Genomic DNA, 26,073 nt, shown 5'->3' on the forward strand with positions numbered 1-26,073 from the left:
TCGTGGTTTGGCGCGCCAGCGCGTCGGTCTTGGCTGGTATTGCTGCTGTGGACGCCCGCGCGTCTTGAAGCTCGATGAACATGAGGGGGTGAATGCGTCGTTGAGGATGTTGCGTTGGGTAGTCTATTCGGGTTGCACGCTCACCTTTGGGTCCTGAGGGGGTCATCGCGGATCGGCACCTAAGGCCCTGCAGTCGGCCGCGGCGCAACCTCATCAAGCCCACCCCCTAACGCCACATACAACGACACCCCGTTCTGCAGCGCCGTCGCCCGCAGTTGAATCAACTGCTGCTCCGCCGAAAACTGATTGCGCTTGGCGTCCATCACCTCAAGATAAATCGCAATCCCGTTCTGATACCGAAGCTCGGCGGTCTCGGCCAGCCGCCGCTGCGATTCGACGGTGAGTTCCTGCGCAACGATCTGCTCCTGATAGCGCTTGCGCCCCACAAGCGCATCCGCAACTTCGGTGAACGCCGTCTGCACCGTCCGCTGATAGGTCGCCACAAGCTCATCCCGCCGTCCCTGCGCCTGGTCCAGTTGCGCCCGACGCTGCCCGGCATCGAAGATCGGCAGCGTGACGAGGCCGCCGATCGACCAGACCTGGTTGCCGCTGTGAATGAGGTCGCCAAGCTCGGTCGACGCGTAGCCGAAGTTCCCGGTCAGCGCGATGCGCGGAAAGTAGGCGGCGCGTGCCGCGCCGATGTCGGCATTGGCGGCGCGCAATTGCTGCTCGGCCTGCAAAACATCCGGTCGATTGACGAGCAGGGCGGAGGGCAGTCCAGCATCGAGTTCGCCGAACTGGCCGGGATCGCCGATGGCGCGCGTTTCCGGCAGTGGCCCGGCCATCGGCCCGCCGACCAGAATCGACAGCCGGTTGCGCAACTGCTCGGTCGAACGGTGCAACTCCGCAAGCTGCGTTTGCGCCTGCCTGACGAGGATGGACGCCTGGTCGTAGTCCACCAACGACGTGACTCCCGCTTCGAGCCGCAGTTTCGCGATCTCCAGCCCGTACTGCCGGGTCGCCAACGTCCGCTCGGCCAGATCGATGCCCTCCTGGCCCGCACGCATGGCGTAGTAGGTTGCGGCCACATTGGCGATCAAGGACAAGCGGAACGCGCGATCGGCCTCCACGGTCGCCAGATAGCGTCGGCGTGCCGCCTCGCTGAGATTGCTCACACGCCCCCAGAAGTCCAGCTCGAACGCGGTCAGTGCGGCCTGCACGTTGTACTGGTTGTAAGTGATCGACGTGTCGGTCGCAGCCAGCGCCGGATCGAACGACGCGAGCGGGGCCTGGTTGCGCGAGGCGGCTCCGCTGGCGTTCACCTGCGGCAGGCGCTGGGCGTCCTGGATCCTGTAGAGCGCACGCGCCTGCTCGACGCGGGCGACCGATGCGGCGAGGTCCCGGTTGTTGGCCAGCGCCTGGGCGATCAGGTACTTGAGTTGGGGATCGCCGAAGAAACTCTGCCAGGCGATTTCCGTGGCCAGCCGCTGGCCACCGGCGCTGTCGTCCGACGCAAAGCGGTCGGCCACCGGCAGTTCGGGCTGCTGATAGAGCGGCGCCTGATTGCAAGCGGCGAGGGTGAGGCACGCGGCCAGAAGTACCGGGCTACGCATCGTTGGCCGCATCCTTGCGTGGTTCTTCCATCTCTTTCTGATCTTCTTCTTCGCTGTAGGTCTTCTTGCGGCTCAGCCACTGGCGTGCCGCCGCATAGAACAACGGCGTGAAGAAGACGCCGAAGATCGTCGCGGTCAGCATGCTGCCCATCACGCCGGTGCCCACCGCCTGCCGGCTCGCGGCACCTGCACCGGTGGCAAGCACCAGCGGCAGCATGCCGAGCACGAAGGTGAGGCTGGTCATCAGGATCGGACGCAGCCGCTGCTGCGCGCCGTTTTTCGCGGCAGTGATGGCGTCGCGGCCTTCGCTCTCGTCCTTGATCGCGAATTCGACGATCAGGATCGCGTTCTTCGCCGCCAGCCCGATGATGGTGATCAGCCCGACGTTGAAATACACGTCGGCCGACATCCCGCGCGCCATCGTCAGCAGCACCGCGCCGATCACACCGAACGGAATGATCAGCAGCACCGCCACCGGAATGGCCCAGCTCTCGTACAGCGCGGCAAGAAGCAGGAACACGATGACCAGCGAAAGGCCGAGCAGCATGCCGATCTGACCCGCGGCCTGCTTTTCCTCGAAGGCCGTGCCGGTCCACTCGTAGGCCATGCTGCCGGTCAGCACTTGGCCCGCGATGCGCTCCATCTCGGCGAGTGCCGCCCCGCTCGATTGGCCCGGGGCGGCCTGGCCCGACAGTGTGGCCGACGGAAAGCCGTTGTAGCGCTCGAGCTGCTGGGGCCCCGACATCCAGCGCACGCGCGTGAATGCGGAAAACGGAACCATGTCGCCCTGGTTGTTGCGCAGCCTGAGCGCGCCCACGTCTTCCGGCCGCATGCGCTGCGACGCATCGGCCTGCAGGAAGACGCGCAGCACGTTGCCTTCGTAGACGAAGTCGTTCGCATAGCTGGAGCCGAAGGTCAGCGACAGCATCTGGTTGACCTGCCCGATCTGCAGGCCCAGGGCGCGCGCCTTGATGCGGTCGATCTCGACGTAGAGCTGCGGCGCGTCCGGCAGACCATCGGGGCGCACGCCGGCGAGGATGGGGCTGCGGGCCGCCTCGGCCATGATCTGCCGGCTGGCCCGCTGCAAGGCCTCGCCGCCCACGCCACTGCGGTCCAGCACCTTCATCGTGAAGCCGGTGGCATTGCCAAGGGATGCAATGGCCGGCGGGCTGAGCGCAAAGATGAGCGCTTGCGGAATGTGCGCGAAGGCTCCGTTGGCGCGCCGGACCAGCGTCTCGGCGGAATTCTCAACGCCCGGGCGCTCCGACCACGGCGTCAGATCGACGAAGGAGAGGGCGGCCGACTGACCCTGCCCGAAGAAACTGAAGCCGGACACCGACGCGATATTCCGCACCTGGGGTTGCTGCCTCAGGAAAGCTTCTGCCTGATCCACCGCCTCCTGCGTGCGCTCCATCGTGGAGCCGGGCGCGCCCGTGTACGAGACGAAGATGTGGCCCTGGTCCTCGGTCGGCAGAAAGCCGCCCGGCAGCCGCATGAAGAAATAGGCGGTGGCCACGCAGGCCACGACGAACACGAGCAGCCAGCGCACCGGCCGGCCCAGCATCGCGCCGACGCCGCGCGTGTACTTCGCCGTGGTCTTGTCCATCCCGCTGTTGAATCGGGTGAATACCCAGTGCAGCGCACGGGCGGCGGCGCCACGCGGTGCGGGTTTGCCCCCTTCGCCTGTCGTCGCATCGTTCTTGAGCATCGTCGCGCACAAGGCCGCGCCCAGCGTGAGCGCGAGCACCGTCGACAGGAAGATCGACACGGTCAAGGTCACCGAGAACTGCCGGTAGATGCCGCCCGTCGATCCCGGGAAGAAGGCCATCGGAACGAACACCGCCATCAGCACCAGCGTGCTGGCGATCACGGCGCCGGAGATCTGGCCGATCGCCTTGACGGTGGCCTGCCGTGGATTGAGGCCGTCTTCGCGCATGACGCGCTCGACGTTCTCGACGACCACGATCGCATCGTCGTTCAGGATGCCGATCGCCACGACCATCGCGAACAGCGACAGCAGGTTGATGGTGATGCCGAACAACAGGAGCCCGAGACAGGTCCCCACCAGCGCGATGGGGACGATCAGTGTCGGGATCAGCGTCGCGCGCCAGTTCTGCAGGAAGAGAAAGACCACCACCGTGACCAGCAGCAAGGCCTCGACCATCGTGCGCACCACGCCCTGCACCGAGGTGGTGATGAAAGGCGTCGTGTCGAAGGGCACGATCCACTGCATGCCGGGCGGAAAGGTCCGCTGCAGTTCCGTCAGTCGCGCACGCACGGCGCTGGCGACGGCGAGCGCATTCGCGCCGCTCGCCAGTTGGATGGCCATGCCGGCGGACTGCTTGCCGTTGACCGCGAAGCGGAAGCCGTAGCTGTCGTTGCCCAACTCCACGCGCGCGAGGTCGCCGAGGCGCACCGTCGACCCGTCGGGGTTCGCGCGCACGATGATCTGGCGGAACTGCTCGGGCGTTGAGAAACGGCCCTGCAGGATGATCCGGGCATTGAACTCGGCCGTGTCTGTGACAGGCTGATCGCCGAGACCGCCGCCGGCGGTCTGGCTGTTCTGCTCCTGCACGGCCGTCAGCACTTCGCTGGCCGAGAGGCCGAAGCCGGCGAGCTTGTCGCGGTCCAGCCAGATGCGCATCGCATAGGACGAGCCGAAGAGCTGCACATCGCCCACGCCCGGAATGCGGCGCAACTCGTTCACGATGTTGTTGGACGCGAAGTTGCCCATCTCCAGGGCATTCGTCGTGGGGTCGCTCGACTGCAGCGCCACCAGCATCAGGAAGCCCGACGATGACTTCGTGACCGTCACGCCCATCTGCCGCACTTCCAGCGGCAGACGGGGTTCGACACGGCTCAGGCGGTCCTGCAATTGCGTGCGCGCGACGTCGAGATCCGTGCCCGGCCTGAGCGTGACGGTGATCTGCGCCGTGCCGTTCGAGCGGCTGATCGCGGACATGTACAGGAAGTTCTCGATCCCGTTCATCTCGTTCTCGATGATCGAGGTGACGGTGCGGTCGAGCGTTTGCGCGTCGGCGCCATTGAAGACGGCCGAGACGTTGAGCGCCGGCGGCGCGACGTCCGGGAACTGCTCGACCGGGAGCAGAAGGATCGCGATGAACCCGAAGAGGGCAGTGAACAGCGCAATCACCCAGGCAAAGACCGGGCGATAGACGAAGAAGCGATTCATCGCGCGGGCTCGACGTCAGGCGCGGGCTGCGCGTTGACCCTCTGGCCCGGCTGGATCTTGTGCCAGCCGTCGACCACGACCCGCTCACCCGCCTTGAGGCCGTCGCGAACGATCCACCCACCTTCGATCTGCGGGCCGAGGACCACCGGGCGCCGGATGACGCTGCCGTCTTCGGCAACCACGGTGACGCTCGCGCGGGCGCCGTCGAGCTGGATGGCGCGCTCGGGCACGGTGATGCCCATTCGGGTCATGCCGGCGGCGATGCGTCCGCGCACGAACTGTCCGGGCAGCAGGATGCGCTTCGGATTCGGAAACCGTGCGCGAATCGTCTGGCTGCCTGTGGAAGGATCGACTGCGAGATCCGTGAAGTCGAGGAATCCGCGCTCGCCATATTCCTGCCCGTTGGCGAGGATCAGGCGCACCTCGATGTGCGCCATGTCAGGCACCTTGACCAGGCCGGAGCGGATCTGCTGCTCGAAATCGAGCACCTCCGTGTTCGACTGCGAGAAGGTGGCCGAGATCGGCGAGAGCTGGTTGATCTGCGTCATCAGCGTGGCTGCGCTGGCGCTGACCAATGCGCCTTCAGTGACGAGTGCACGCCCGACTCTGCCTGCGATCGGGGCCCGCACCGTGCTGCGATCGACCTTCAATTGCGCGCGCGTGACTTCGGCGCTCGCATCTGACACGTTCGCCTCCGCTTGGCGGAGCGTGGCCAATGCGGCGTCGAATTCCTGTGCGCTCACGGCTTGGCGGCTCACCAGCGGCTGGAAGCGGTTGACGATGGATGCCGCATTGACCCGAGCGGCCTCGGCCCGCTTCAATGCGGCCTGGGCCTGTTGCAGCAGCGCGCGGGTATCGCGCGGGTCGATCTGGAACAGCGGCGCGCCGGCCTCGACGTCCCTGCCTTCCTCGAAGAGCATGCGCTCCACGATGCCGTCGACGCGGGCGCGCACCTCGGCGGTGCGGACGGGCTCGATTCGCCCTGGCAACTCGACGATGTTCGGCACGGGCGAGGCGGTGACGGTGACGACCAGCACCGTCGGAAGCATCGGGCTCGGCGCGGCGGATTCCTGTCGATTGCCGCATCCGGCGATCGCGAGCATCAGCGAAAGCAAGAACCAGACGGCTGTCCTGGGTGCGCGGCTTCCCGGTGAGCTGTAAGGCAATTGCAACCTTCTGAGTCCTCTGGTCGATGGATTCGTGCGGACATCCTAGCGAAGTTTGGTGTCCCAGTCTCCCGCGTCGGCGCGTTCCCGATCGGCTTGACATCCGCTGGACGCCTACTCCCTTCGCGTTAGCGCGCATGGCCGATAGCCAAGCAGCGGAGCCCCCACCAAACTGAGCCTCACGTCGACGCAGGAGGTATCGCGATGATCCGAGCTTGCTCGCGCGCGGCAGCGCTGTGGCCGTTGCTCGCTTGCGCCGTGCTGGTGGCCTGCTCCAAGGGACCGCAGCCCGGCGAGGTTCTCGACGAGGCCCGACTCGCCGGCAGGGACGCGAAGTCGTTCCCTCATGCCGCCGAGGACTACTTCCACGACATGGACGGCGGCATCGCGTTGACGCCGGAAGAGATCAAGGGACGCAACATGTGGCTGGTCTGGAGCGGCGGGAACGACCGCTTCTGGACCCAGATGACCGACTACACCTTCGGCGCCTTCGACCTGCTGAAGATCATCAGCTCGCACCCCAGCCAGGGCTATTCGCGCGCCAACCGCTGGACGTACTTCGGGCTGGTGAACGAACCCTGCTTCGAAAACGCCGCCGGCCCCGACAAGGCCCGGCGCGGCCTGTGGCTCGATGTTCGCAGCAAGGACTGCGCGCCGGATCCTTTCGAAAATGAAAGCAAGTACCCGGGCGTGGCGATCGGCTCTCGCGGCAAGCCGCTGGGCGACGGCACCACGCAGCCCGTCGGTTCGTACTACGGCTGGGCGACCGGCATCGCCGGTCTGCGCCTGTTTCCCAATCCGGCCTTCGACGAGAAAGCGGCCAAGGAATGGGACGCGGAGAAGTACTACACGGACCCGAGCTACTACAACCGCAAGGACCTGGTGCGACCGTATCGCGTCGGCATGTCGTGCGGCTTCTGCCATCTGGGGCCGAGCCCGGTGAAGCCGCCTGCCGATCCGAGCAACCCGAAGTTCGAGAACCTGAGCTCGTCGGTGGGCGCGCAGTACATGTGGGTGGACCGCCTCTTCATCCACAACTCGAACAAGCCGGAGGGACGCACGAACTACATGTTCCAGCTCGCCCATACCTACCGGCCGGGGACGATGGACACTTCGCTGGTGTCGACCGACAGCATCAACAACCCGCGCACCATGAACGCGGTCTACGCGTTCATGCCCCGCATGGGCCTCGCCAGCCGGCTCGGCCAGGAGAAGCTCGCCGGCGGCGAACTCGACAACAAGCAGTTCAACGATTTCGTGACCGAGGGGCCGTTGACGGAGTTCTTCTCCAAGGCCAATGGCACGGTCCGCACGCCACGGGTGCTCAAGGACGGCGCGGATTCGGTGGGCCTGCTGGGTGCGCTCAATCGGGTGTATCTGAACATCGGGCTTTTCAGCGAGGAATGGCTGCTTCACTTCAATCCGGTGGTCGGCGGCAGGACCATCACGCCGATCAAGATCGCCTCGGCGCAGAAGAATTCGACCTACTGGCAGGCGACCGAAGCGGGCACCTTCGATACGGCGTTGTTCTTCCTGAAGGCGGCACGCCCCGATCACCTGAAGGACGCACCGGGCGGCGACAAGTACCTCACCGCCGATGCCGCCACGCTGGACCGCGGCAAGATCGCCTTTGCCGACACCTGCGCGCGCTGCCATTCGAGCAAGGGGCCGCCGCCACCGGCCTCGCTCGACCTGACCCCTGCGCGCTGCGCCGGGCCGGGCTACGTCGAATGCTTCAAGCGCTACTGGGGATGGACGCAGACGGACGACTACAAGGCGCAGATGCGCAAGATCGTCCAGGCGCCGGACTTCCTGGAAGGCAACTACCTGTCCAGCGACCAGCGTGTTCCGGTGACGCTGCTCCGGACCAACGCGTGCAGCCCGCTCGCCACCAACGCGCTGCAGGGCAACATCTGGGACAACTTCTCCTCGCAGACCTACAAGAGCCTGCCGTCGGTGGGCACCATCACCGTGAGCGACCCGTTCACCGGCGAGCCCAAACCCTATGCCATGCCGGCGGGCGGGCGCGGCTTCACGCGCGTGCCTTCGCTGATCAGCATCTGGTCGACGGCGCCTTTCCTGCTCAACAACTCGGTGGGCGAAGCCGATGCCGAGAACAACCCATCCGTCGAGGCTCGAATGAAAGTCTTCGACGAAGCCATCGAACAGATGCTGTGGCCGGAGAAGCGCAAGACCGATTCGGTGCTCGGCGCCAAGGTGCTCGGCACCATCGACCGCACCACGGAACGCAGCACCGTGACGATCCCGAGCGGTTTCGTTCCCGAGTCGCTGCAGCCCATGGAAGGCTCGCTGCATCGGTGGCTGCCGTGGCTTTTCAAGGAAGGGGGCGACATCGTCCTCGGCCCCATTCCGCAGGGCGTGCCGGTGAACCTGCTCGCGAACCTCAAGCTGCGCGCGGAGGCCGACAGCATCGGCGAGAAGGCGGAGCATGTGAAGGACGTCGGCGAGCTTCTCGTCACGCTCAAGCAGACACTGTCGACCGCGCCTGCCGGCGCGAGCGATGAAGACCTCCGCCTGCATTTCGCCGCCGTCAAGGGGCCGATGCTCGAATTGAGCAAATGCCCCGACTTCGTGGTCAACCGCGGCCACTATTTCGGCACCGCGCAATTCAACCGCCAGGACGGCTTGAGCGTCGACGAGAAAGCCTTCGGCCATGAACCGGAACTGAGCGACGACGACAAGCGCGCGCTGATCGCCTTCCTGAAGACCTTCTGATCGCAACGTCCACCGCGTCCATGCCCGGAGCCGAAGCGAACGACTGGGACTATGTCATCGTCGGGTCGGGTGCGGGTGGCGGCACGCTGGCGGCGCGTCTGGCCGAGGCCGGCATGCGTGTCTTCCTCATCGAGGCCGGCGGCGATCCGCGCGACGGAAACGAGCGGCTCCCGGACGACTACGACGTGCCGGCCTTTCACGCATTCGCCAGCGAGAACCCGGCGATGAGCTGGAACTTTCACGTCCGTCACTACGCGGACGATGCGCGGCAGGCCAAGGACTGGAAATACGCGCCGGGGCAGGGTGTCCTGTATCCGCGCGCGGCGGGCCTGGGGGGCTGCACCTCGCACAACGCGATGATCTTCATGCTGCCGCACCCGTCGGACTGGAACCACATCGCACAGCTCACGGGCGACCTGTCCTGGCGCGCAACGGCCATGCGACGCTTTGCCTGGCGCGTCGAGGACTGCCGGCATCGGCCGGTGTGGCGTGCGTTGCGGCACCTGGGGCTCGACCCCACCGGGCACGGCTGGCAGGGGTGGTTGCGCACCGAGAAGGCCATTCCGATGACGGTGCTGGGCGACGACGGCCTGGTGCGCGTGCTGCGCGACACTGCGCGGACCTTCACCAGCGGCCTGCCGATGCCGCTGCTGAGTACGCTCCGCTGGCTGCGCGGCGGCATGGGCGACCCGAACGCGCGGCGCCTGAGCGGCGGCAGCTTCGAAGGCATCTGCTACACGCCGCTCGCGACGTCGGACCATCGACGCATGGGCGTGCGTGAACGGCTGCTCGACGTGGCGCGTCGGCTTCCCGACCGCTTGCACCTGGAGGCCGGTGCGCTGGCCACGCGGGTGCTGTTCGATGCCGACGGTGGCGCCAGCGGCGTGGAATTCCTGAAGGGCGAAAGGCTGTATCGCGCTCACGTCAGCCCGAGCGAGATGGCCGGTGAGCGCCGAGAGGTGAGGGCGCATCGCGAAGTCATCCTGTGCGGCGGCGCCTTCAACACGCCGCAACTGCTGATGCTCTCGGGCATCGGTCCTGCGGCGGAACTCTCCGCGCACGGCATTCCCGTGCGCGTCGACCTGCCCGGCGTGGGTCGCAACCTGCAGGACCGCTACGAGGTCGCCGTCACGCACCGCATGCGCGAGCCCTGGGAAGTGCTGGAGGGCGCCCGCTTCGACCGGGACGACACCCTGTGGCGCCACTGGAACCAAGGGGAGTCGGGCATGTATGCGTCCAACGGCGCCGCGCTCGGCGTGGTGCAGCGGTCCAAGGGTGCTTCGGGCCGGGGGCATGAGCCGGATCTCTTCTGCATGGCGCTGCTGGCGCGATTCGAAGGCTATTTCAGCGGCTTCTCCAGTTGGATTCGCGACCATCCCGACCGCCTGACCTGGGCCGTGCTGAAGGCGCACACACAGAACCGTGCGGGCACGGTGCGCCTTCGGTCGGCCGATCCGCGCGACATGCCGCTTGTCGACTTCCACTACTTCGAAGAGGGCGACGACAAGGCCGGCGAAGACCTCAAGGCCGTGGTGGAGGCGATCCGCTTCGTGCGCCGCATGACGGCGCCTCTGATCGAGAGCGGATGGATCGCGGAAGAACTCGCCCCTGGCCCCGACGTGCAGAGCGAAGAAGCCTTGGCCGACTACGTGCGCGACACCGCCTGGGGGCACCATGCCTCGTGCTCATGCCCGATCGGCGCGGAGAGCGAAGGCGGCGTTCTCGACAGCGCGTTCGCGGTGCACGGCGTGAAGCGGCTGCGCGTCGTCGATGCTTCCGTGTTCCCACGCATACCGGGCTTCTTCGTCGTCGCGGCGGTCTACATGATTGCCGAGAAGGCAGCCGATGTGGTGCTGCAGGCAGCGGGCCGCACACCCCTTTCGGCAAATTGACGCCCCCTGTCGATTGGCTGACACTGTGGCGGACAGAGGGGCTTCCTCAGAGGAGAACGCGCATGGCTTATGACGCTCAGCAACTGCTCGACATGTCGCAGCAGCAACTCGACGACTTGTTTCGAGCCAGCCCGGCCGGCGACATCCCTTCCGGCGAAGCCGAGGGCACGGCGATCATCGCGCCCGGCACGCAGTATTCGCTGCCGATTGCGAAGATCATCAATTTCTTCAATTGGCAGGGCAAGGTGTTCGACCCCGAGAAGGGCGAACTCAAGAACAAGATCACGACCTTGGGCGTGGAAGCCATCATCGCCAAGGTCGCCAAGGGCAATAGCTGGCTCGACGGCAAGGAGTGCATCGTGCTCGACTACTCCCAGACGTCGCTGGTCGCGCACTGGATCCGCGACGAGATACGGCTGATCTCGCCGAACTTCTATCTCGGCAAGGTGTATTGGGGCAAGGACAGGTTGATCGACTTCTGTCTCAAGTTCTGATGCGGTGACTCCACAATCCCACTTCATGGTGGTCGCGGCGCTGGCGGCGGGCCGAGAGTCCGACTTGCGGGAATTGCTGGACACCATGAATGCGGCGCCCGGCATGGCGGATCCCGGGAATCCGCTCGTGCCATTCGGCGAGTTCGAGCAATTGCACTTCGCACGCTTTGCGCTGCTCAGCGACGCGACGATGGCGGACCTCGAAGTCTTCGGCCTGCCGCGGCCTCGCGTGCCGCAGTACCTGGTCTTTCTGGGCGAATGCGACGGTCCGGCAGAGGCGCAACTGGCCGAGTTCGCGGATCTCGCGGGACCGGGCTTGCGCCGCATCTTCTCGCACTGTGAAGGTTTCGATGCCGGACGCGACTTGCTCCGGTGGCTCACGACGCATGACGTGCCCGTGGCTGCCGGCTACGTGAACCGCATCGGCCGCACCGTGCAGCAGATCCGGCAGAACAGTGCGCTGCAAGGCGCGTTGTCCGCGCAAGTGCCGCGCGACGGCAGTGCCGACGACGACCCGCAGGGCACGCGGCAAGCGCTGTTGGCCTTCGTGCAGGACGAGCAGTTGGCCGGCCGCCTCCTGCTGAATTCGAGCGAGCGGACGCCCTTCGACTGGCAACTGCGCAATGGCATTCACGCCATCGGCATTCCGCTGATCGGGCTCATCCTGCTGCCGCTCGTGATCGTGTTGTCGCCGTTCGTCATCGTGCTGCTGCGTCGCGCAGAGAAAACCGACCCCGAGTTCTGCCCGCGCCCCGACGGGGCCGCGGTGTTGGAGATGCAGCAGCTCGAAGACCACGATCTCACCAACAGCTTCACGGCCCTCGGGCCAGTCAAGCCGGGTTGGTTCCGGCGTTGGCTGACGCAGCTTCTGCTTCTCTTGATCGACTACGCGTGCCGGCACGTCTTCGGGCGAGGCCACCTGGCGCGCGTGCAGACGATCCATTTCGCGCGCTGGGTGTTCCTCGACGGCAAGACCCGCGTGCTCTTCGCGAGCAACTACGACGGCAGCCACGAGAGCTACATGGACGACTTCATCAACAAGGCGGCGTGGGGGCTCAACCTGATCTTCAGCAACGGCTTCGGCTGGCCACGCACCGACTGGCTCGTGATGGGCGGCGCGCGTCACGAGCTTCGCTTCAAGTACTACCAGCGCCGCCACCAGTTGCCGACGCAGGTCTGGTACAAGGCCTACCCCGGTCTCACACTCACCGATCTCGACCGCAACCAGCGCATCCGGGACGGATTCGAGATGGCGACGATGAACGTCGCACAGGCGCGTGAATGGTTGAGGCTGCTATGAGCGCCGCGCCGGGCCGCCCCAAGCAAGCTCGCACCGCAGAGCGAAGCACGGAGGTTGTCCTATGACCATCGCACCACCAGTGGACTACGACGACATCCAGGGCCTGGTGCGCTTCGGCTACCGGCGCCTGACGCAGGCGTACTTCCTGCTGCTGCGCGTGACGAACGCCGAGGCTGCGCGCGCCTGGCTGGCCAATGCGCCCGTGACCAGCGCCACGAAGCGCGAGCAGCCGCCGGAGACCGCGTTGCAGATCGCATTCACCAGCGCAGGCCTGCGTGCGCTGGGCGTGGCCGAAGACATCATCGAAGGCTTCTCGTCGGAGTTCATCGTGGGCATGAACAGCGATTCGAGCCGCGCGCGCCGCCTTGGTGATCTGGGCGCGAGCGATCCGGCACACTGGCAATGGGGCGCCACGCCGGACACGATGCCGCACGTCATGGTGATGCTCTATGCCGCGTCGGGCGGCCTGGACGAATGGGGACAAAGCGCCATGGCGGGGGCCGAGGAGGGCTTCGAGCAGTTGGCCTGCCTCGACACCTCCGACATGGACGGCGTCGAGCCCTTCGGCTTTGCGGACGGTATCTCCGAACCCACCATCGACTGGCAACGCGAGCGTGCGGCGCGCGACCTCGAGCGCCAGGATTACACCAATCTCTCCTGTCTCGGCGAGTTCCTGCTCGGCTATCCGAACGAATACGGTGAATACACAGACCGGCCCTTGCTCGACGCGCAACGCGATCCTGACGCGCTTCTCGCGCTCGCCGAGGATGCGCCGGACATGGCGGATCTCGGCCGCAACGGCAGCTACCTCGTGCTTCGCCAGTTGGAGCAGGACGTCGCCGGCTTCTGGCGCTTCATGGACAGCGAGGTGCAGGGCGACCCGGTGCGACGCAAGCAGCTGGCCGAAGCGATGGTCGGGCGAACGATGGAAGGCGAGCCGCTGATGGGCCGTCCCGACGAGGCGATCGACGGCGAGAGCGATCCGCGCAACACCTTCACCTACCGCGACGACGCCGCAGGCCTGCGCTGTCCGATCGGCGCCCACATCCGGCGCAGCAATCCGCGCAATACCGACCTTCCGCCGGGCGAGCCGGGATTCATCTCGTGGGCGATGCGCACGCTCGGCTTCGACGCCGAGGCCCTGGCCGAGGACCTTGTGTCGTCGACGCGCTTCCACCGGCTGCTGCGGCGCGGCCGCGAGTATGGCACCGGCGTGTCGCTGGACGATGCCCTCGCGGGCCGCGATGCGAGCGAAGGCACGGGCCTGCACTTCATCTGCCTCGGCGCCAACATCGCGCGGCAGTTCGAATTCGTGCAGTCGGCGTGGTTGTCGGGCGTTCGATTCGACGGCCTGGCCAACGAGAGCGATCCGCTCATCGGCAACCATCTCCCGCGACCCGACGGCACGGCCACGGACACCTTCTCGATACCCGTCGATTCCGGTCCGGCCCGTCGCGTGTGCGGGCTGCCGCAGTTCGTGACCGTGCTGGGTGGTGCCTATTTCTTCCTGCCGGGACTTCGCGCGCTGCGGTACATCTCCAGGGTGGAACCATGAACTCGAACGTCAGCCGTCCGACGCCCCGTGCCAATACCGGCTCCGCCTTGCGCGACTTCGTCAGCGATGCGGGCATGGCAATGATTCGCCTGGAGCGCCGCTTCGATCCCTTCTTGAGGCCGGCTTTCGATGCCTTCCTGCGCGATCCGCTGGCCCGCTTCGCCACCGCGTTGATCAACGGCCGACGGACGGACGAAGGCCTGCAGATTGCGGAAGAACGGCTCCTGCCCGACGAAGAGAGCTTCACCGATTCGATCGTCAAGAGCTTCACCCGGCAGATGACCGACCTGTGGAAACCCGGCGGCTTCGAGCGCGGCGGCAACACCAAGACGCAGGGCATCGTGCGCGGCGAGTTCATCGTGCACGACGATATCCCGGCACACATGAAGCGCGGCATCTACGCCAAGGCGCAGACCTTTCCCGCATGGGTGCGCTTCTCGGGGCCGGGCCCCTACATCACGCCCGACATCGACGACGTGGGGTTCATGAGCATCAGCATCAAGCTCATGGGCGTGCCCGGACCGAAGCTGATGGATGACGAGCAGTTCACGCTGGACATGTTCGCCGTCTCGACGCCCACTTTCGTGACGCCCAATGCAAAGTGCAATGCGGCCTTGCAGATCGAAAGCGTCAAGAACGCACAGATCTTCTACTTCGTGAACCTGCGCGAGTCGCACATCCTCGACCTGGTCATGCAGTCGCTTTTCATCAAGACGCAGAGCAGTCCCTTCGAGGCGCCGTACTTCAGCTGCGTTCCCTACCTGATGGGGGAGGGCCAGGCGATGCAGTATTCGGTGTGGCCGAAGAGCACGAAACGCACGCCCATCCCGCGGCTTCCGCTGCGTCCGCCGGACGACTATCTGCGCAACGCCATGGTGGCGTCGCTCGCCGAAGGCGATGTCGAACTCGACATCCGCGTGCAGATGCAGACCGACCCGCATCTCATGCCGATCGAGAACGCCGGCGTGCTGTGGCCCGAGAAGCTGTCTCCGCGCGTCAGCGTCGCGACACTGAGGCTGCCGCGCCAGAAATTCAACTCACCGGCGCAGATGGAATTCGCCAAGCGGCTGTCCTACAACCCGTGGCATACCATTCCCGACCATCGCCCGCTGGGCAACCAGAGCAGGGCGCGCAAGCGGATGTACTGGGCGCTGTCGACGCTGCGGCACAACATGAACGCGGTGCCGCACTACGAGCCGAACGGGGACGAGGTGTTTGAGTAGCGTGTCACGTCGCCGTCAGCGTCAACCGCCATACTTGGCAGCGTGACATCTCCTCTTGCCAAGATCGCAGTGGCTTCCGCCTTGCTGGCCATGCTCGGTGGCTGCGCGGGCCTCAGCTTCGAGGACCGGGCAGAGGGTTGGCGCAGTGGCGTCGTGGTGGACCTGGGACGAGCCGGCAATCTGGCGCCGAAGGCCGACCACGACTGCGCCGTCGGCGCCGCGCCGAACGCACCCTACCTGGTGGTGCGCTATCGGGACCACGGCGTTCAGACCTGGTCGCTCGGCACTTCCGAAATTCCCCTGAATGCCGACTTCCGTGACGGCGAGCCGGTGGAGGTCAACATCCAGAATTGCGGCGTCCGGCGGCCTTCGTGACAGCGGCCCCGATCGCGGCGCGGCCGCGTCGCTACAACGCCTTGAGCCGAAGCAGACCGTCATCGGTCTGAAATGTGTCGTTGCCGGTCTTGACGACGCTTCGGCCCGTCGCAAGGCGGTACTCGGTCGTCACTTCGCGTGGAATGTCCGCGTCTTCGTCAGGGTTCGCTTCGAGGGTTTCGGTATAGCGCAGCACGACGTGCCGCTTGCCCACCTGATCGGTGACCTCGATGCGCTCGGTAGGGATTTTTCTCCTGTGAGGCATTGCTTCCTTCCCAAGGTTGAGCGGTTCCACTGTGGCGCAGGTCGATGACTGCATGCTTACGGCAATGCAAGCTGCAGAGCCGGGTAGTACGTGGCAGCACCTATTGGCCTAGGTGCGCGCACGGGTTCCTATCAAGTGCGCACCGCTATTTTTTGCGCGCCGATGGGCGGCTAGTCTTCAGGTTGCCCGCAATGCCGGAGCGGCGCATGACCCTGCCAACCAGTCGTGCCGTTGCAAGGCGCATCGGAGCGACGAGAGACAGGAGACAGCGATGCCCGCACTTTCGGCGATTGACCTGGCCATGTTCCTGCTGGAGACGCCTGCCCGCCCGTTCAACATCGGGCCTCTGGTGCTCTTGCGTCCGCCGGAGGGCTTCAAGGGCAACTTTGCCGACAAGCTGCACGCCAAACTGCTGAAGCGGCCGCCCGGTGCGCCCTTCAATTACCGCTACAAGCAGTCTCTGGCCCGCCTGCCTTCGGTCGAGCCGATGACCGACCCTGACATCCGGGAGCATGTGCACCGGCTGACGCTGGACAACGCAACGATGGACGCGCTGCTGAAGGAGGTCTGCGCGTTGCACGAGAAGAAGCTCGATCGTTCCGGCCTCCTCTGGCAGTTCCATGTCATCGACGGGCTGGCCGATGGCCGCGTGGCGCTGTACGGCAAGGCGCACCACGGCATCATCGACGGACGCACGTTCGTCAAGGCGGTGACGCTGTGGCTCACCGACGACCCGAAAGACAAGGTCGTGCGCGCCCTGTGGGACGGCGTGCCGCGATCCAGCGCTGCAGCCAAGGAGCGTACCGACATGGTGCAGCAGCTCATGAGCGCAAGCAGCCAGGTCACCGGCGTGTTGTTCTCGGCGGCCGGCCTGTACGGCATGCTCGCCCAGCAAGGGCTGCGTTCGTTGAGCCTCGGCAAGGAGCTGGCGCTGCCATTCATGAAGGTGTCCACGGCCTTCGATGGTGCGCTGTCGTCCAAGCGCAGCTATGCCTATTGCACCCTGCCGCTGCCCGAGATGAAGAGCCTGGGAAAGGCGCACGGCGCCACCATCAACGACCTGCTGCTGACAGCGCTCGACATGGCCATGCAGCAGTACCTGCGCAAGCGCGGTGGCAGGCACAAGGAGCCGCTGGTGGCAGACATGCCGGTGGCACTGGCCGACGCCAAGGGAGGCAACCAGATCGCGGTGCTGCAGTTTCCGCTGGGAAAGGTCGGCGCTTCGGTGGCCGAGCGACTGGCCGCGATCCGCGCCGAGACCGGCCAATTGAAGGAATCGCTGAAGACACTGAGCAGCGACACCGTGATGCTCTACACCACCATCGTGCATGCCGTGCCGCTGCTGATGGAAATGGTCGCGGCCCAGGCGGCGCCGCGCCTGTCGAACCTGATGGTGTCGAATCCCTTCGGCTTGACTGGCCAGCCATACCTGATGGGCGCCGCCGTGGAACTCATCCTGCCGGTCTCGGTGGTGGCCGCCGGGCACAAGCTCAACGTCACCGCGGTCACGCTGGGCGAGCGGCTGCAACTCGGCTTCCTCGCCATGCCGGATGCGGTGCCTCACATCGAAGAGCTGGCGCGCTACACCGAACAGGCCTTCGTGGAGTTGCAGGCCGCGTTGGGTCCCGGCGAGGCGGCAGCCGGACCAGTTCCTGCGGCGCCGAAGAAATCGGCCAAGGCCTCGGTCAAGGCATCCCCCAGGGCGCCGCGCAAGACCACCGTGAAGACGCCGGCGGCGCGAAAGCGAGCGACACCGGTCAAGCGCAGCACGCGTCCGGCATCCGCCTGAGCACCTTGCTTCACCCGACCCCTATCCATATCAGGAGAAGGAACAATGAAAAAGCCACTTGTCTCTGCCACGGTGTACGCCGCCGTCGCAGTGCTGGCCAGCGCAGTGGCCCTTGCCCAGCCGTCGAGCACGGCGGTTCCGGCTTCAAAGCCCGCCACCGCCACCACCGAGCGCGCCAACGAAGCCGTGCGCAAAGCGATGGCGATGAACGACAAGCAAGACTTCGAAGACGCCACCCGCGGCAAGCTGGCCGAACTGAAGGACCCGGTGGTCAAGGCCCCGGACGGCCGGCTGGTGTGGAACACGCAGCGCTACGACTTCGTCAAGGGCGACGCACCCGCGACGGTCAACCCCAGCCTGTGGCGCGAGCAGAAGCTCAACACCGCGCAGGGCCTGTTCAAGGTGGCCGACGGCATCTACCAGATCCGCGGCTACGACATGGCCAACATAACGCTCGTCGAAGGCGCCAGCGGCTGGATCGTCATCGACACGCTGTTTACCGAGGACATGGCCCGGGCCGGCATGAAGCTGGCCATGGAGTACCTGCACAGCACCAAGCCGGTGGTTGCAGTGATCTACACCCACAGCCATGTCGACCACTTTGGTGGCGTGCGCGGCGTGATCGACGAGGCCGACGTGCGGTCGGGCAAGGTCAAGGTCATCGCGCCCGAAGGCTTCATGGACAACGCCGTGGCCGAGAACGTGCTTGCCGGCAATGCCATGTCGCGCCGCGCCAACTACATGTATGGCGTTGCGCTGCCGGCCAACGACAGGGGATCGGTGGGCACTGGCCTGGGGCTGGCGGTGAGCAACGGGGCGCCGGGCCTGGTCCCGCCGACACAGGTCATCAAGAAGACCGGCGAGGAGATGACCATCGACGGCGTGCGCATCCAGTTCCAGATGGCACAGGGCTCGGAAGCACCGTCGGAAATGATGATCTATTTCCCCGACAAGAAGGCGCTGTGCCTGTCCGAGGTCGCCGTCAAGCTGATGCACAACATCTACACCATTCGTGGCGCCAAGGTGCGTGACGCGCTCTCATGGAGCAAGTACATCAACGAGACGCTGGACCTGTACCCCGACGTCGAAGTGGCCTTCGCGAGCCACCATTGGCCGACCTGGGGCAACCAGAACATCCGCAAGTTCCTGACGAACCAGCGCGACACCTACCGCTTCCTGCACGACCGCGCGCTCCACCTGGCAAACCAGGGCATGGTGATGGACGAACTCGGCAACGAACCCTTCTTCCCCAAGGAACTCGCCAAGGATGCCAGCTCGCACGGCTACTACGGCACGCTCAGCCACAACCTGCGCGCGGTCTACGACTTCTACCTGGGCTTCTACGATGCGAACCCGGCGACGCTGAATCGCCTCCCGCCGGCCGATGCCGCCAAGCGCTACGTGGCTGCGATGGGTGGTGAGGCCGCGGTCCTCGCGATCGGGAAGAAAGCCTTCGACCAAGGCGATTACCGCTGGGTCGCAGAGCTGGTGAACCATGTAGTCTTCGCCAACCCGGCAAATACCGAGGCGCGCGCGCTACAGGCCGATGCGCTGGAGCAGTTGGGCTACCAGGCCGAATCCGCCACCTGGCGCAATGCCTACCTGATGGGCGCTCTGGAACTGCGCGCCGGCGCACGTGCCGTAGACGCCAGTTCAAGTGGGCCGGACACCGTGCGCGGCATGACCAACGAGCTGTTGTTCGATTACATCGCCCTGCGCCTGAACCATGAGAAGACCGACGGCATGAAAGCCGCGATCAGCATGGTGTTCAGCGACACGAACGAAGTCTGGGCACTGGAGCTGTCGAATTCCGTCCTGAACAACACCAAGGGGCGCGTGCTGAAGAACCCCGATGTCACGTTGACGCTGACGCGCCCCGCATTCCTGGCCATGCTGCTGCAAGGCAAGAAGGTGCCCGAGCTGGTGCAGGCCGGTCTGCTCAAGGTCGAGGGCGACCCGAAGAGCTTCGCCGCGGTGGTGGCGAACGTGGTCGACTTCAATCCCGTCTTCAACATCGTCACGCCCTGAGAGCCCTGAGAGTCCTGAGAGGAGCGCATCATGACATCGAGACACTGGCACGCCAGCTATGGCGACATCCCGAAGGAGATCAACCCCGACGCCTACCGCTCGGTCGTCGAGATGATGGAAGAGGCGATGCAGAGGTTCGCCGACAAGCCGGCGTTCCGCTGTGCCGGGCAGACGCTGACCTATGCCCAGGTGGACGCGTTGTCGCGCAATTTCGCGGCCTACCTGCAGGGCAGGCTGGGCGTCCGGCGTGGCGACCGCATCGCCGTGATGTCGCCGAACCTGCTCGCCTTTCCGATTGCCTTCCTCGGCACCATCCGCGCCGGGGCCGCGCAGGTGAACGTCAATCCGCTGTACACGCCGCGCGAACTCGAACACCAGCTCAACGACGCCGGGGTCGAGACGATCGTCGTCTACAACGGCGTGTCGGCCACGGTCGCCGAAGTGATGGGGAAGACCCGGCTGAAGACCGTGTTGACCACCGGTGTCGGCGACGGCAGCGGCGTGCAGATTCCCAGCCCGCCGGTGGATGCGCGGCTGAATGACACCACATCGCTGGCCCAGGCGCTCGAAGAGGGGGCCAAGTTGTCGTTCGAGCCGGTCGATCTCAACGGCGACGACTTGCTGTTCCTGCAGTACACCGGCGGCACCACAGGCTTGTCGAAGGGCGCGACGCTGTCGCACCGCAACCTGATTGCCAACACCGAGCAGTTCAAGGCCTGCATGCCCGACAACGTGCGCCCGGGCGAGGAGGTGATCGTCACGGCGATCCCGCTGTATCACATCTTCGCGCTGATGGTGAACTTCATCACCTACTTCTCGGTCGGCGCAGACAACTGGCTGGTGCCCAACCCGCGCGACTTCGACAGCTTCATCGACACGATGAAGAAGGCGCGCCCGACCGTGTTCATGGGTGTGAACACGCTCTACGCGGGCCTGTGCGCGCACCCGAGGAGCAAGGAGATCGACTGGTCCAACCTGCGCCTGGCGGGCGGTGGCGGCGCGGCGGTGATTGGTGCGGTGTCCGACAAGTGGCGCGCGCTCACCGGCACTTTCATCCGGGAAGGCTACGGCCTGTCGGAGACCTCGCCGGTGCTGACCTTCAACCCGGCCGCGGTCAAGGAGTTCACCGGCACCACCGGGTTGCCGATGCCCTCGACCGACATCAAGCTGCTGGACGACGAAGGCGGCGAAGTCGGCATCGGCGAGCCCGGCGAGGTCTGCGCCAAGGGCCCGCAGGTGATGAGCGGCTACTGGCAAAGGCCCGAGACCCACGCGAGCACATTCACCGCCGACGGCTACTTCCGGACCGGCGATGTCGGCGTGTTCGATGCGAAGGGGTTCCTCAAGATCGTCGATCGCAAGAAGGACATGATCATCGTCTCGGGCTTCAACGTCTATCCGAACGAGATCGAGGACGTGGCCACCGGCTGCCCCGGCGTCCTCGAATGCGCCTGCATCGGGGTGCCGGACGAGAAGTCGGGCGAGGCGGTCAAGCTGTTCATCGTCAGGGCCGCGGATGCGAAGCTGAGTGAAGCCGATGTCGTGGCCTATTGCCGCAACCAACTCACTGGCTACAAGGTGCCGCGCATCGTGCGCTTTGTCGAAGCGCTGCCGAAATCGGCCGTCGGCAAGATCCTGCGCCGCGAACTGCGCGATGTGGCATGACGACCTTCGACTATGACTGGCTGGTCGTGGGTTCGGGTTTCGGCGGCAGCGTGTCCGGGCTCCGCCTGGCCGAGAAGGGCTACAAGGTGGCCGTGCTCGAATGCGGCCGGCGCTTTCGCGACGAGGACTATGCCGCCACGACCTGGAACCTGCGCGATTTTCTCTGGGCGCCTGCGCTGGGCCTGCGCGGCATCCTGCGCCTGACGCCTTTCAAGGATGTGTTCATCGCCAGCGGTTCTGCGGTGGGGGGCGGCAGTGTCGTCTATGCCTGCACCTTGTATCGCGGCGCACCGGAGTTCTTCGTCAATCCGCAGTGGGCCGGCCTGGAAGACTGGGCGGCCACGCTCGGCCCGCACTACGACACGGCCGAACACATGCTCGGCGTGAACACCGTGCCTTTCGAAAGCGACGGGCAAAGGTTGCTCATGGATGTGGCCCGACACTTCGGCGTGGAGAAGACGTTCAGGCGCACCCCGGTGGGCATCTTCTTCGGCGAACCGGGCAGGGCGGTGCCCGATCCGTATTTCGGAGGTGAGGGACCGGCACGGACCGGCTGCACGCGCTGCGGCGCCTGCATGGTGGGGTGCCGCGTCGGCGCGAAGAACACGCTGGTGAAGAACTACCTGTGGTTCGCCGAGAAGGCCGGCGCACGGATCCTGCCGGAACATGAAGTCGTCGACATCCGCCCACTCGGCGCAGCCGACGGCAGCGACGGCTACGGCGTCACCACGCAGCGGCCCGGTGCGTGGTTCAACAAGCAGCGGCGAAGCTTCAAAACGCGCGGCGTGGTGATGTCCGCGGGTGCGCTGGGCACCAACCGGTTGCTCGCCAAATGCAAGCACGGCGGCTCGCTGCCTGCCATCAGCGACCGGCTCGGCGAACTGGTGCGCACCAACAGCGAATCGATACTGGCCGTGACCTTGCCCGACGAAAAACTCAAGCCTGGCAACGACGTGGCCATCAGCGCCAGCATCCACCCGCGGCCGGACACGCACATCGAATTCGTCACCTATGGCGCGAAGGGCGACTTCATGTCGACCCAATTCACCATGATCACCGGCGAAGGCACGCGCGTGACCCGCCCATTGCGTCTGCTCGGCAGCATCGTGCGCCATCCGGTGCGCTTCGCGAAGGTGCTTTGGCCGTTCGGATGGGGGAGGCGCACCGTCATCTTCCTGGTCATGCAAAGCCTGGACAACGCCATCGCCTTTCGCGCCAGGCGAGGGTGGCTGGGCGGCATCGGCCTGAGCACCGAACAGGACAAGGACAAACCGAACCCGACCTTCATCGCGGTCGCCAACGAGGCCGCGGAATGGCTGGCGCAGCAGACCGGCGGCATTGCCCAGAGCATGGTGCTCGAAGCCTTGGCCAACATTCCGTCGACAGCACACATCCTCGGTGGGGCGGTCATCGGCAAGGACGCGAGCACCGGTGTCGTCGATCGGCACAACCAGCTCTTTGGCTACCGCAACTTCCTCGTTTGCGACGGTGCCGCCATGCCGGCGAACCCCGGCGTCAACCCGTCGCTGACGATCACGGCCATTGCCGAGAACGCGATGAGCCACATCCCCGCGGCGCAGGCGCAGCAGCCATGATCACCCAGCGTGTCATCGATGCGGCGATGCGCTTCGGGGTGAAGCGGCTGTGGAGCAGGGGCGTCACCATCGAGCAACTGCGCGACAAGGCCCGGATCGCAGATGCCTTGCTCCGGCCCGGTGCCTACAGCATCGGCGTCGCCAGCGTCGACGCCAACGGCGTGCCGTCAGAATGGATCGGCGACGAGCGCGCGGCAATGCGCGGCGTGCTGCTCTACTTGCACGGCGGGGCCTTCAGCCTGCACCTGCCCAATGGCTATCGGCATCTGACGTCGCGGCTGGCCCGGAACACCGGCTTGCGCGTGCTGGTGCCAGCCTATCGCCTGGCGCCCGAGCACCGGTTCCCGGCAGGGCTGGACGATTGCGTCTGCGCCTATCGCTGGTTGATAGAGCAGGGGTACTCGCCCGACCGCATGGCCATTGCCGGCGATTCGGCCGGGGGCAATCTCGCGCTGGCCGCGCTGATGCGTCTGCGCGATGAAGGCCTGCCATTGCCTGCCTGCGCGGCGTTGATGTCGCCCGTCACCGACCTCACCGGGGGCAGCCCTTCGGTGCAAGACAACGAAGAAAGCGATGTGCTGTTCGACCGGCATGCGCTCGGGTTGGTGCAGGCCGCCTACCTTGATAGCGCTCCCGCAGACGACCCGGCCGTCTCGCCGCTGTTCGGCGACTGGACCGGACTGCCGCCGCTGCTGTTCCATGTGTCGGGCAGCGAGATGCTGCGCGACGATTCGGTGCGTGCCGTCGAGCGCGCCCGTGTCCATGGCGTCGATGCCCGGCTCAAGGTCTGGCCCCGCATGCCGCACGTCTTCCAGCTGATCGGCGTGCTGCCGCAATCGAAGCAGTCACTCGACGAGATCGGCGCCTTCATCGTCGAGCGCTGCGGGCTCGGGCAGCCGTCCGCGATGTCCGCTGGCGCGCAGTCGATGGCGGCGCCTTCCTAGGAGTTCGATCCCATGGACACCATCGTTCAACGCATGCAGGACACCTTCGAGCGGCAACGCGTGGCGTTCCTGGCGCATCCGTTTCCGAGCCTGTCCGAGCGCAAGACCAGGCTGAAGGCGTTGAGGGCCCTGCTCAAGCGCTACCAGGGTCGCATCGCCACGGCGGTGAGCGCGGATTTTGGCGGGCGTTCGCCGGCCGAGACGAAGCTGGTCGAGGTGCTGGGGCCGATCCTCGAGATCAACCACGCGCTGCATCGCCTGCGTCAATGGATGCAGCCGCAGCGCCGCGCCACCGAACTGCTCTTCTTCAGCAACAGTGCGCGCGTCAACTACCAGCCCAAGGGCGTGGTCGGCGTGATCACGCCGTGGAACTTCCCGCTGTACCTGTCGTTGGGGCCGCTGGTCGCCGCGCTGGCCGCGGGCAACCGCGTGATGATCAAGATGTCGGAGCTGTCGCCTCGTACCACCGAACTGCTGGCGCAGATGCTGGCCGAAAGCTTTGCCGAAGACGAGGTCGCGGTCTTCGGCGGCGAAGTCGCGGAGGCGCAGGCGTTTTCGCACTTGCCTTTCAACCACCTGGTGTTCACCGGCTCACCGGCGGTCGGCCATCACATCACGCGCGCGGCAGCGCAACATCTCACGCCGGTGACGCTGGAACTGGGCGGCAAGTCGCCGGCGCTCGTGGCCAACGATCGCGCGGTGGAGATGGCCGCCGAACGCATCGCGCACGGCAAGGCCTTCAGCAGCGGCCAGGTCTGCCTGGCGCCCGACTACGCATTGGTGCCGCGCGGCCATGTCGATGCCTTTGCGAGCGCGGTGGAGCGGTCCTTCCGACGGCTGTACCCCACGGTGCAGGGCAACCACGACTACACCAGCATGGCTTGCGAGCCGCACGCACAGCGCATCCGCGAGCTACTGGCCGAAGCCACCGCGAAGGGCGGCAAGGTCATCGCCTGCGGCGACAACGGGGCAGGGCGGCGAATTCCGTTGCATGTCGTCACCGGCGTGCGCGATGACATGCGCATCGCCAACGAAGAACTGTTCGGACCGATCCTTCCGGTGGTGGCCTACGACACGCTCGACCAGGCCATCGACTACATCGCCGCAAGGCCGCGCCCGCTGGCGCTCTATGCGTTCGGATTCGGCGGCGCCGAAGTGGAGCGCCTGACGAGCGTGCGCCGTGGTTCCCGATGGGTCTGTTCTATCCGCCCTATGGCAATCTGGTGCAGCGCCTGGTGTTCAAGTTCTACCTGGGGAAGCCCGACCCGGCACTTGCCGATGCCGCGTGCGCGAATGATTCATCTCGTCATGGTGAGAACGGCCTTGCCGCTGATACTGCGCCGCCGTAACGCGTCCAGAGCTTGGCTGACGTCCCGCCACGGCACTGTCAGAGCCACCCGCGCTTCGAGCTGGCCGGCCGCGAGCAGCCCGAGCAGCGAGGCGAGGTCCGTGCCGATGCCCGGACCGGAGGCGTAGTAGGCGAAGGTCTGAAGCCTCGCGCCCTCGCGACCCGGAACGAACTGGCGGAACCCGATGGGCGTGAGCTCGCCGCTGCTCGATCCGAACATGACGATGGTTCCCCCAGGGGCGACCCGTTGGATCGCCAGCGCGAGGCTTTCCCCGCCAACCGACTCGGCGATCAGTGAGAAGGGCCCCTCGGCCACTTCAATCGACTCGACAACTTGATCGGCGCCAAGGCCGCGGAGATCCGCGGCATGCCGGGCTGCGGCGATCGCTGTCACCGACGCGCCCTGTTGTCGGGCGATCTGGATCTGGAGACGTCCGACCGCGCCGCTGGCGCCCGTGATCAGGACTCGCTGGCTGGCCAGGTCACCGCCGAAGCGAAGGGTCCGCAGCGCCGTCGTACCCGCGACGGGAAGCGTGGCGGCACTGGCGAAATCAACGTCCTCCGGCAGCACGGCCATGCAGTCGGTTGGAACGGCGATACGTTCGGCCCAGCCGGCCTCATCGACCAAGGCGGCCACCCGGGCGCCGACAGCGGGCCCGGAGCCGTCTGCGGCCGCGCGTTCGACGACCCCCGCGACGTCCTGGCCGGGTATCCAGCCATTCGGGCGAAGTGCGAGCAGGCGCAGTTCTCCGCGGTTCAACGAGGTCGCGTGGACTGCGATCAACGCCTCGCTCGGCGCAGGCCGAGGCTCGTCAACCTCGGCGAGCCTCAGGGCGCCTGCGCTTTCAGGATTGTTTACCAGGGCGAGCATTCGGTCGTACCTCCGGATTGG

17 protein-coding genes and 1 pseudogene are annotated in these 26,073 nt (G+C 66.0%); 13 read left to right on the forward strand and 5 right to left on the reverse strand.

Annotated features, from left to right (window positions below; all coding sequences use genetic code 11):
• Window positions 1–179: 179 nt before the first annotated feature.
• The 3 genes from AC1DHL_RS09935 to AC1DHL_RS09945 are packed head-to-tail and all read right to left on the reverse strand — an operon-like array spanning window position 180 to window position 5,972.
• Entirely contained in the window at window positions 180–1,625 is a 1,446-nt protein-coding gene (locus AC1DHL_RS09935; RefSeq protein ID WP_478161883.1) for an efflux transporter outer membrane subunit, read from the reverse strand.
• A complete protein-coding gene (locus tag AC1DHL_RS09940) occupies window positions 1,606–4,806 on the reverse strand; it encodes a multidrug efflux RND transporter permease subunit (RefSeq protein WP_478161884.1) in 3,201 nt (1,066 codons plus the stop codon). Before AC1DHL_RS09940 ends, AC1DHL_RS09935 begins: the two co-directional genes overlap by 20 nt.
• Window positions 4,803–5,972, reverse strand: coding sequence for an efflux RND transporter periplasmic adaptor subunit (locus AC1DHL_RS09945; RefSeq protein WP_478161885.1), 1,170 nt, complete (start codon window positions 5,970–5,972; stop codon window positions 4,803–4,805). Before AC1DHL_RS09945 ends, AC1DHL_RS09940 begins: the two co-directional genes overlap by 4 nt.
• Window positions 5,973–6,176: 204 nt before the next feature.
• Here AC1DHL_RS09945 and AC1DHL_RS09950 point away from each other — a divergent pair, with 204 nt between their 5' ends.
• From AC1DHL_RS09950 to AC1DHL_RS09980, 7 genes are all read left to right on the forward strand, one after another.
• Entirely contained in the window at window positions 6,177–8,708 is a 2,532-nt protein-coding gene (locus AC1DHL_RS09950) for a hypothetical protein (RefSeq protein ID WP_478161886.1), read from the forward strand.
• Between the two features lie 20 nt (window positions 8,709–8,728).
• Entirely contained in the window at window positions 8,729–10,600 is a 1,872-nt protein-coding gene (locus tag AC1DHL_RS09955; protein WP_478161887.1) for a GMC family oxidoreductase, read from the forward strand.
• 62 nt (window positions 10,601–10,662) lie between these two features.
• On the forward strand, window positions 10,663–11,094 hold the full coding sequence (locus tag AC1DHL_RS09960) for a hypothetical protein (RefSeq protein WP_478102730.1): 432 nt from the start codon (window positions 10,663–10,665) through the stop codon (window positions 11,092–11,094).
• A gap of 4 nt (window positions 11,095–11,098) precedes the next feature.
• Window positions 11,099–12,394, forward strand: a complete 1,296-nt coding sequence (locus tag AC1DHL_RS09965; protein WP_478161888.1) for a hypothetical protein — start codon at window positions 11,099–11,101, stop codon at window positions 12,392–12,394.
• Window positions 12,395–12,455: 61 nt separating this feature from the next.
• A complete protein-coding gene (locus AC1DHL_RS09970) occupies window positions 12,456–13,949 on the forward strand; it encodes a Dyp-type peroxidase (protein WP_478161889.1) in 1,494 nt (497 codons plus the stop codon).
• Window positions 13,946–15,172 carry a catalase family protein gene (locus AC1DHL_RS09975; RefSeq protein WP_478102736.1) on the forward strand — a complete coding sequence of 409 codons (1,227 nt, stop codon included), beginning with the start codon at window positions 13,946–13,948 and terminating at the stop codon, window positions 15,170–15,172. The genes AC1DHL_RS09970 and AC1DHL_RS09975 overlap by 4 nt, the downstream gene beginning before the upstream one ends.
• A 42-nt stretch (window positions 15,173–15,214) precedes the next feature.
• The gene (locus tag AC1DHL_RS09980) at window positions 15,215–15,547 is read left to right on the forward strand and encodes a hypothetical protein (RefSeq protein ID WP_478161890.1); all 333 of its coding nucleotides are present in this window, start codon (window positions 15,215–15,217) and stop codon (window positions 15,545–15,547) included.
• 31 nt (window positions 15,548–15,578) lie between these two features.
• Here AC1DHL_RS09980 and AC1DHL_RS09985 read toward each other — a convergent pair whose 3' ends face one another.
• Entirely contained in the window at window positions 15,579–15,812 is a 234-nt protein-coding gene (locus AC1DHL_RS09985; protein WP_478102739.1) for a hypothetical protein, read from the reverse strand.
• A gap of 271 nt (window positions 15,813–16,083) precedes the next feature.
• On the opposite strand from AC1DHL_RS09985, the gene AC1DHL_RS09990 reads away from it, so the two are divergent.
• The 6 genes and pseudogenes from AC1DHL_RS09990 to AC1DHL_RS10015 form a co-directional block, all read left to right on the forward strand.
• A complete protein-coding gene (locus AC1DHL_RS09990; protein ID WP_478161891.1) occupies window positions 16,084–17,601 on the forward strand; it encodes a wax ester/triacylglycerol synthase domain-containing protein in 1,518 nt (505 codons plus the stop codon).
• Between the two features lie 45 nt (window positions 17,602–17,646).
• Window positions 17,647–19,629 (forward strand): alkyl/aryl-sulfatase, encoded by a 1,983-nt coding sequence (locus AC1DHL_RS09995; protein ID WP_478161892.1) that lies wholly within the window; start codon window positions 17,647–17,649, stop codon window positions 19,627–19,629.
• 30 nt (window positions 19,630–19,659) lie between these two features.
• Window positions 19,660–21,294, forward strand: a complete 1,635-nt coding sequence (locus AC1DHL_RS10000; protein WP_478161893.1) for an AMP-binding protein — start codon at window positions 19,660–19,662, stop codon at window positions 21,292–21,294.
• Window positions 21,291–22,889, forward strand: a complete 1,599-nt coding sequence (locus tag AC1DHL_RS10005; RefSeq protein WP_478161894.1) for a GMC oxidoreductase — start codon at window positions 21,291–21,293, stop codon at window positions 22,887–22,889. Before AC1DHL_RS10000 ends, AC1DHL_RS10005 begins: the two co-directional genes overlap by 4 nt.
• Window positions 22,886–23,833, forward strand: a complete 948-nt coding sequence (locus AC1DHL_RS10010; RefSeq protein ID WP_478161895.1) for an alpha/beta hydrolase — start codon at window positions 22,886–22,888, stop codon at window positions 23,831–23,833. The genes AC1DHL_RS10005 and AC1DHL_RS10010 overlap by 4 nt, the downstream gene beginning before the upstream one ends.
• 33 nt (window positions 23,834–23,866) lie before the next feature.
• A pseudogene (locus AC1DHL_RS10015) lies at window positions 23,867–24,877 on the forward strand (aldehyde dehydrogenase family protein); the annotation flags it as partial.
• Between the two features lie 254 nt (window positions 24,878–25,131).
• Here the strand turns inward: AC1DHL_RS10015 and AC1DHL_RS10020 are convergent.
• On the reverse strand, window positions 25,132–26,052 hold the full coding sequence (locus AC1DHL_RS10020; protein WP_478161896.1) for a zinc-binding dehydrogenase: 921 nt from the start codon (window positions 26,050–26,052) through the stop codon (window positions 25,132–25,134).
• Window positions 26,053–26,073: the final 21 nt, after the last annotated feature.

The organism is Variovorax sp. 10L426 (assembly GCF_056395305.1).

Bases quoted from the DNA above. Each gene is read 5' to 3' on its own strand.
- AC1DHL_RS09935 (WP_478161883.1), bottom strand. From the start codon at position 1,625: ATGCGGCCAACGATGCGTAGCCCGGTACTTCTGGCCGCGTGCCTCACC.
- AC1DHL_RS09940 (WP_478161884.1), bottom strand. From the start codon at position 4,806: ATGAATCGCTTCTTCGTCTATCGCCCGGTCTTTGCCTGGGTGATTGCG.
- AC1DHL_RS09960 (WP_478102730.1), top strand. From the start codon at position 10,663: ATGGCTTATGACGCTCAGCAACTGCTCGACATGTCGCAGCAGCAACTC.
- AC1DHL_RS10010 (WP_478161895.1), top strand. From the start codon at position 22,886: ATGATCACCCAGCGTGTCATCGATGCGGCGATGCGCTTCGGGGTGAAG.
- AC1DHL_RS10005 (WP_478161894.1), top strand. From the start codon at position 21,291: ATGACGACCTTCGACTATGACTGGCTGGTCGTGGGTTCGGGTTTCGGC.
- AC1DHL_RS10000 (WP_478161893.1), top strand. From the start codon at position 19,660: ATGACATCGAGACACTGGCACGCCAGCTATGGCGACATCCCGAAGGAG.
- AC1DHL_RS09990 (WP_478161891.1), top strand. From the start codon at position 16,084: ATGCCCGCACTTTCGGCGATTGACCTGGCCATGTTCCTGCTGGAGACG.
- AC1DHL_RS09970 (WP_478161889.1), top strand. From the start codon at position 12,456: ATGACCATCGCACCACCAGTGGACTACGACGACATCCAGGGCCTGGTG.
- AC1DHL_RS09975 (WP_478102736.1), top strand. From the start codon at position 13,946: ATGAACTCGAACGTCAGCCGTCCGACGCCCCGTGCCAATACCGGCTCC.
- AC1DHL_RS09955 (WP_478161887.1), top strand. From the start codon at position 8,729: ATGCCCGGAGCCGAAGCGAACGACTGGGACTATGTCATCGTCGGGTCG.
- AC1DHL_RS09985 (WP_478102739.1), bottom strand. From the start codon at position 15,812: ATGCCTCACAGGAGAAAAATCCCTACCGAGCGCATCGAGGTCACCGAT.
- AC1DHL_RS09995 (WP_478161892.1), top strand. From the start codon at position 17,647: ATGAAAAAGCCACTTGTCTCTGCCACGGTGTACGCCGCCGTCGCAGTG.
- AC1DHL_RS09950 (WP_478161886.1), top strand. From the start codon at position 6,177: ATGATCCGAGCTTGCTCGCGCGCGGCAGCGCTGTGGCCGTTGCTCGCT.
- AC1DHL_RS10020 (WP_478161896.1), bottom strand. From the start codon at position 26,052: ATGCTCGCCCTGGTAAACAATCCTGAAAGCGCAGGCGCCCTGAGGCTC.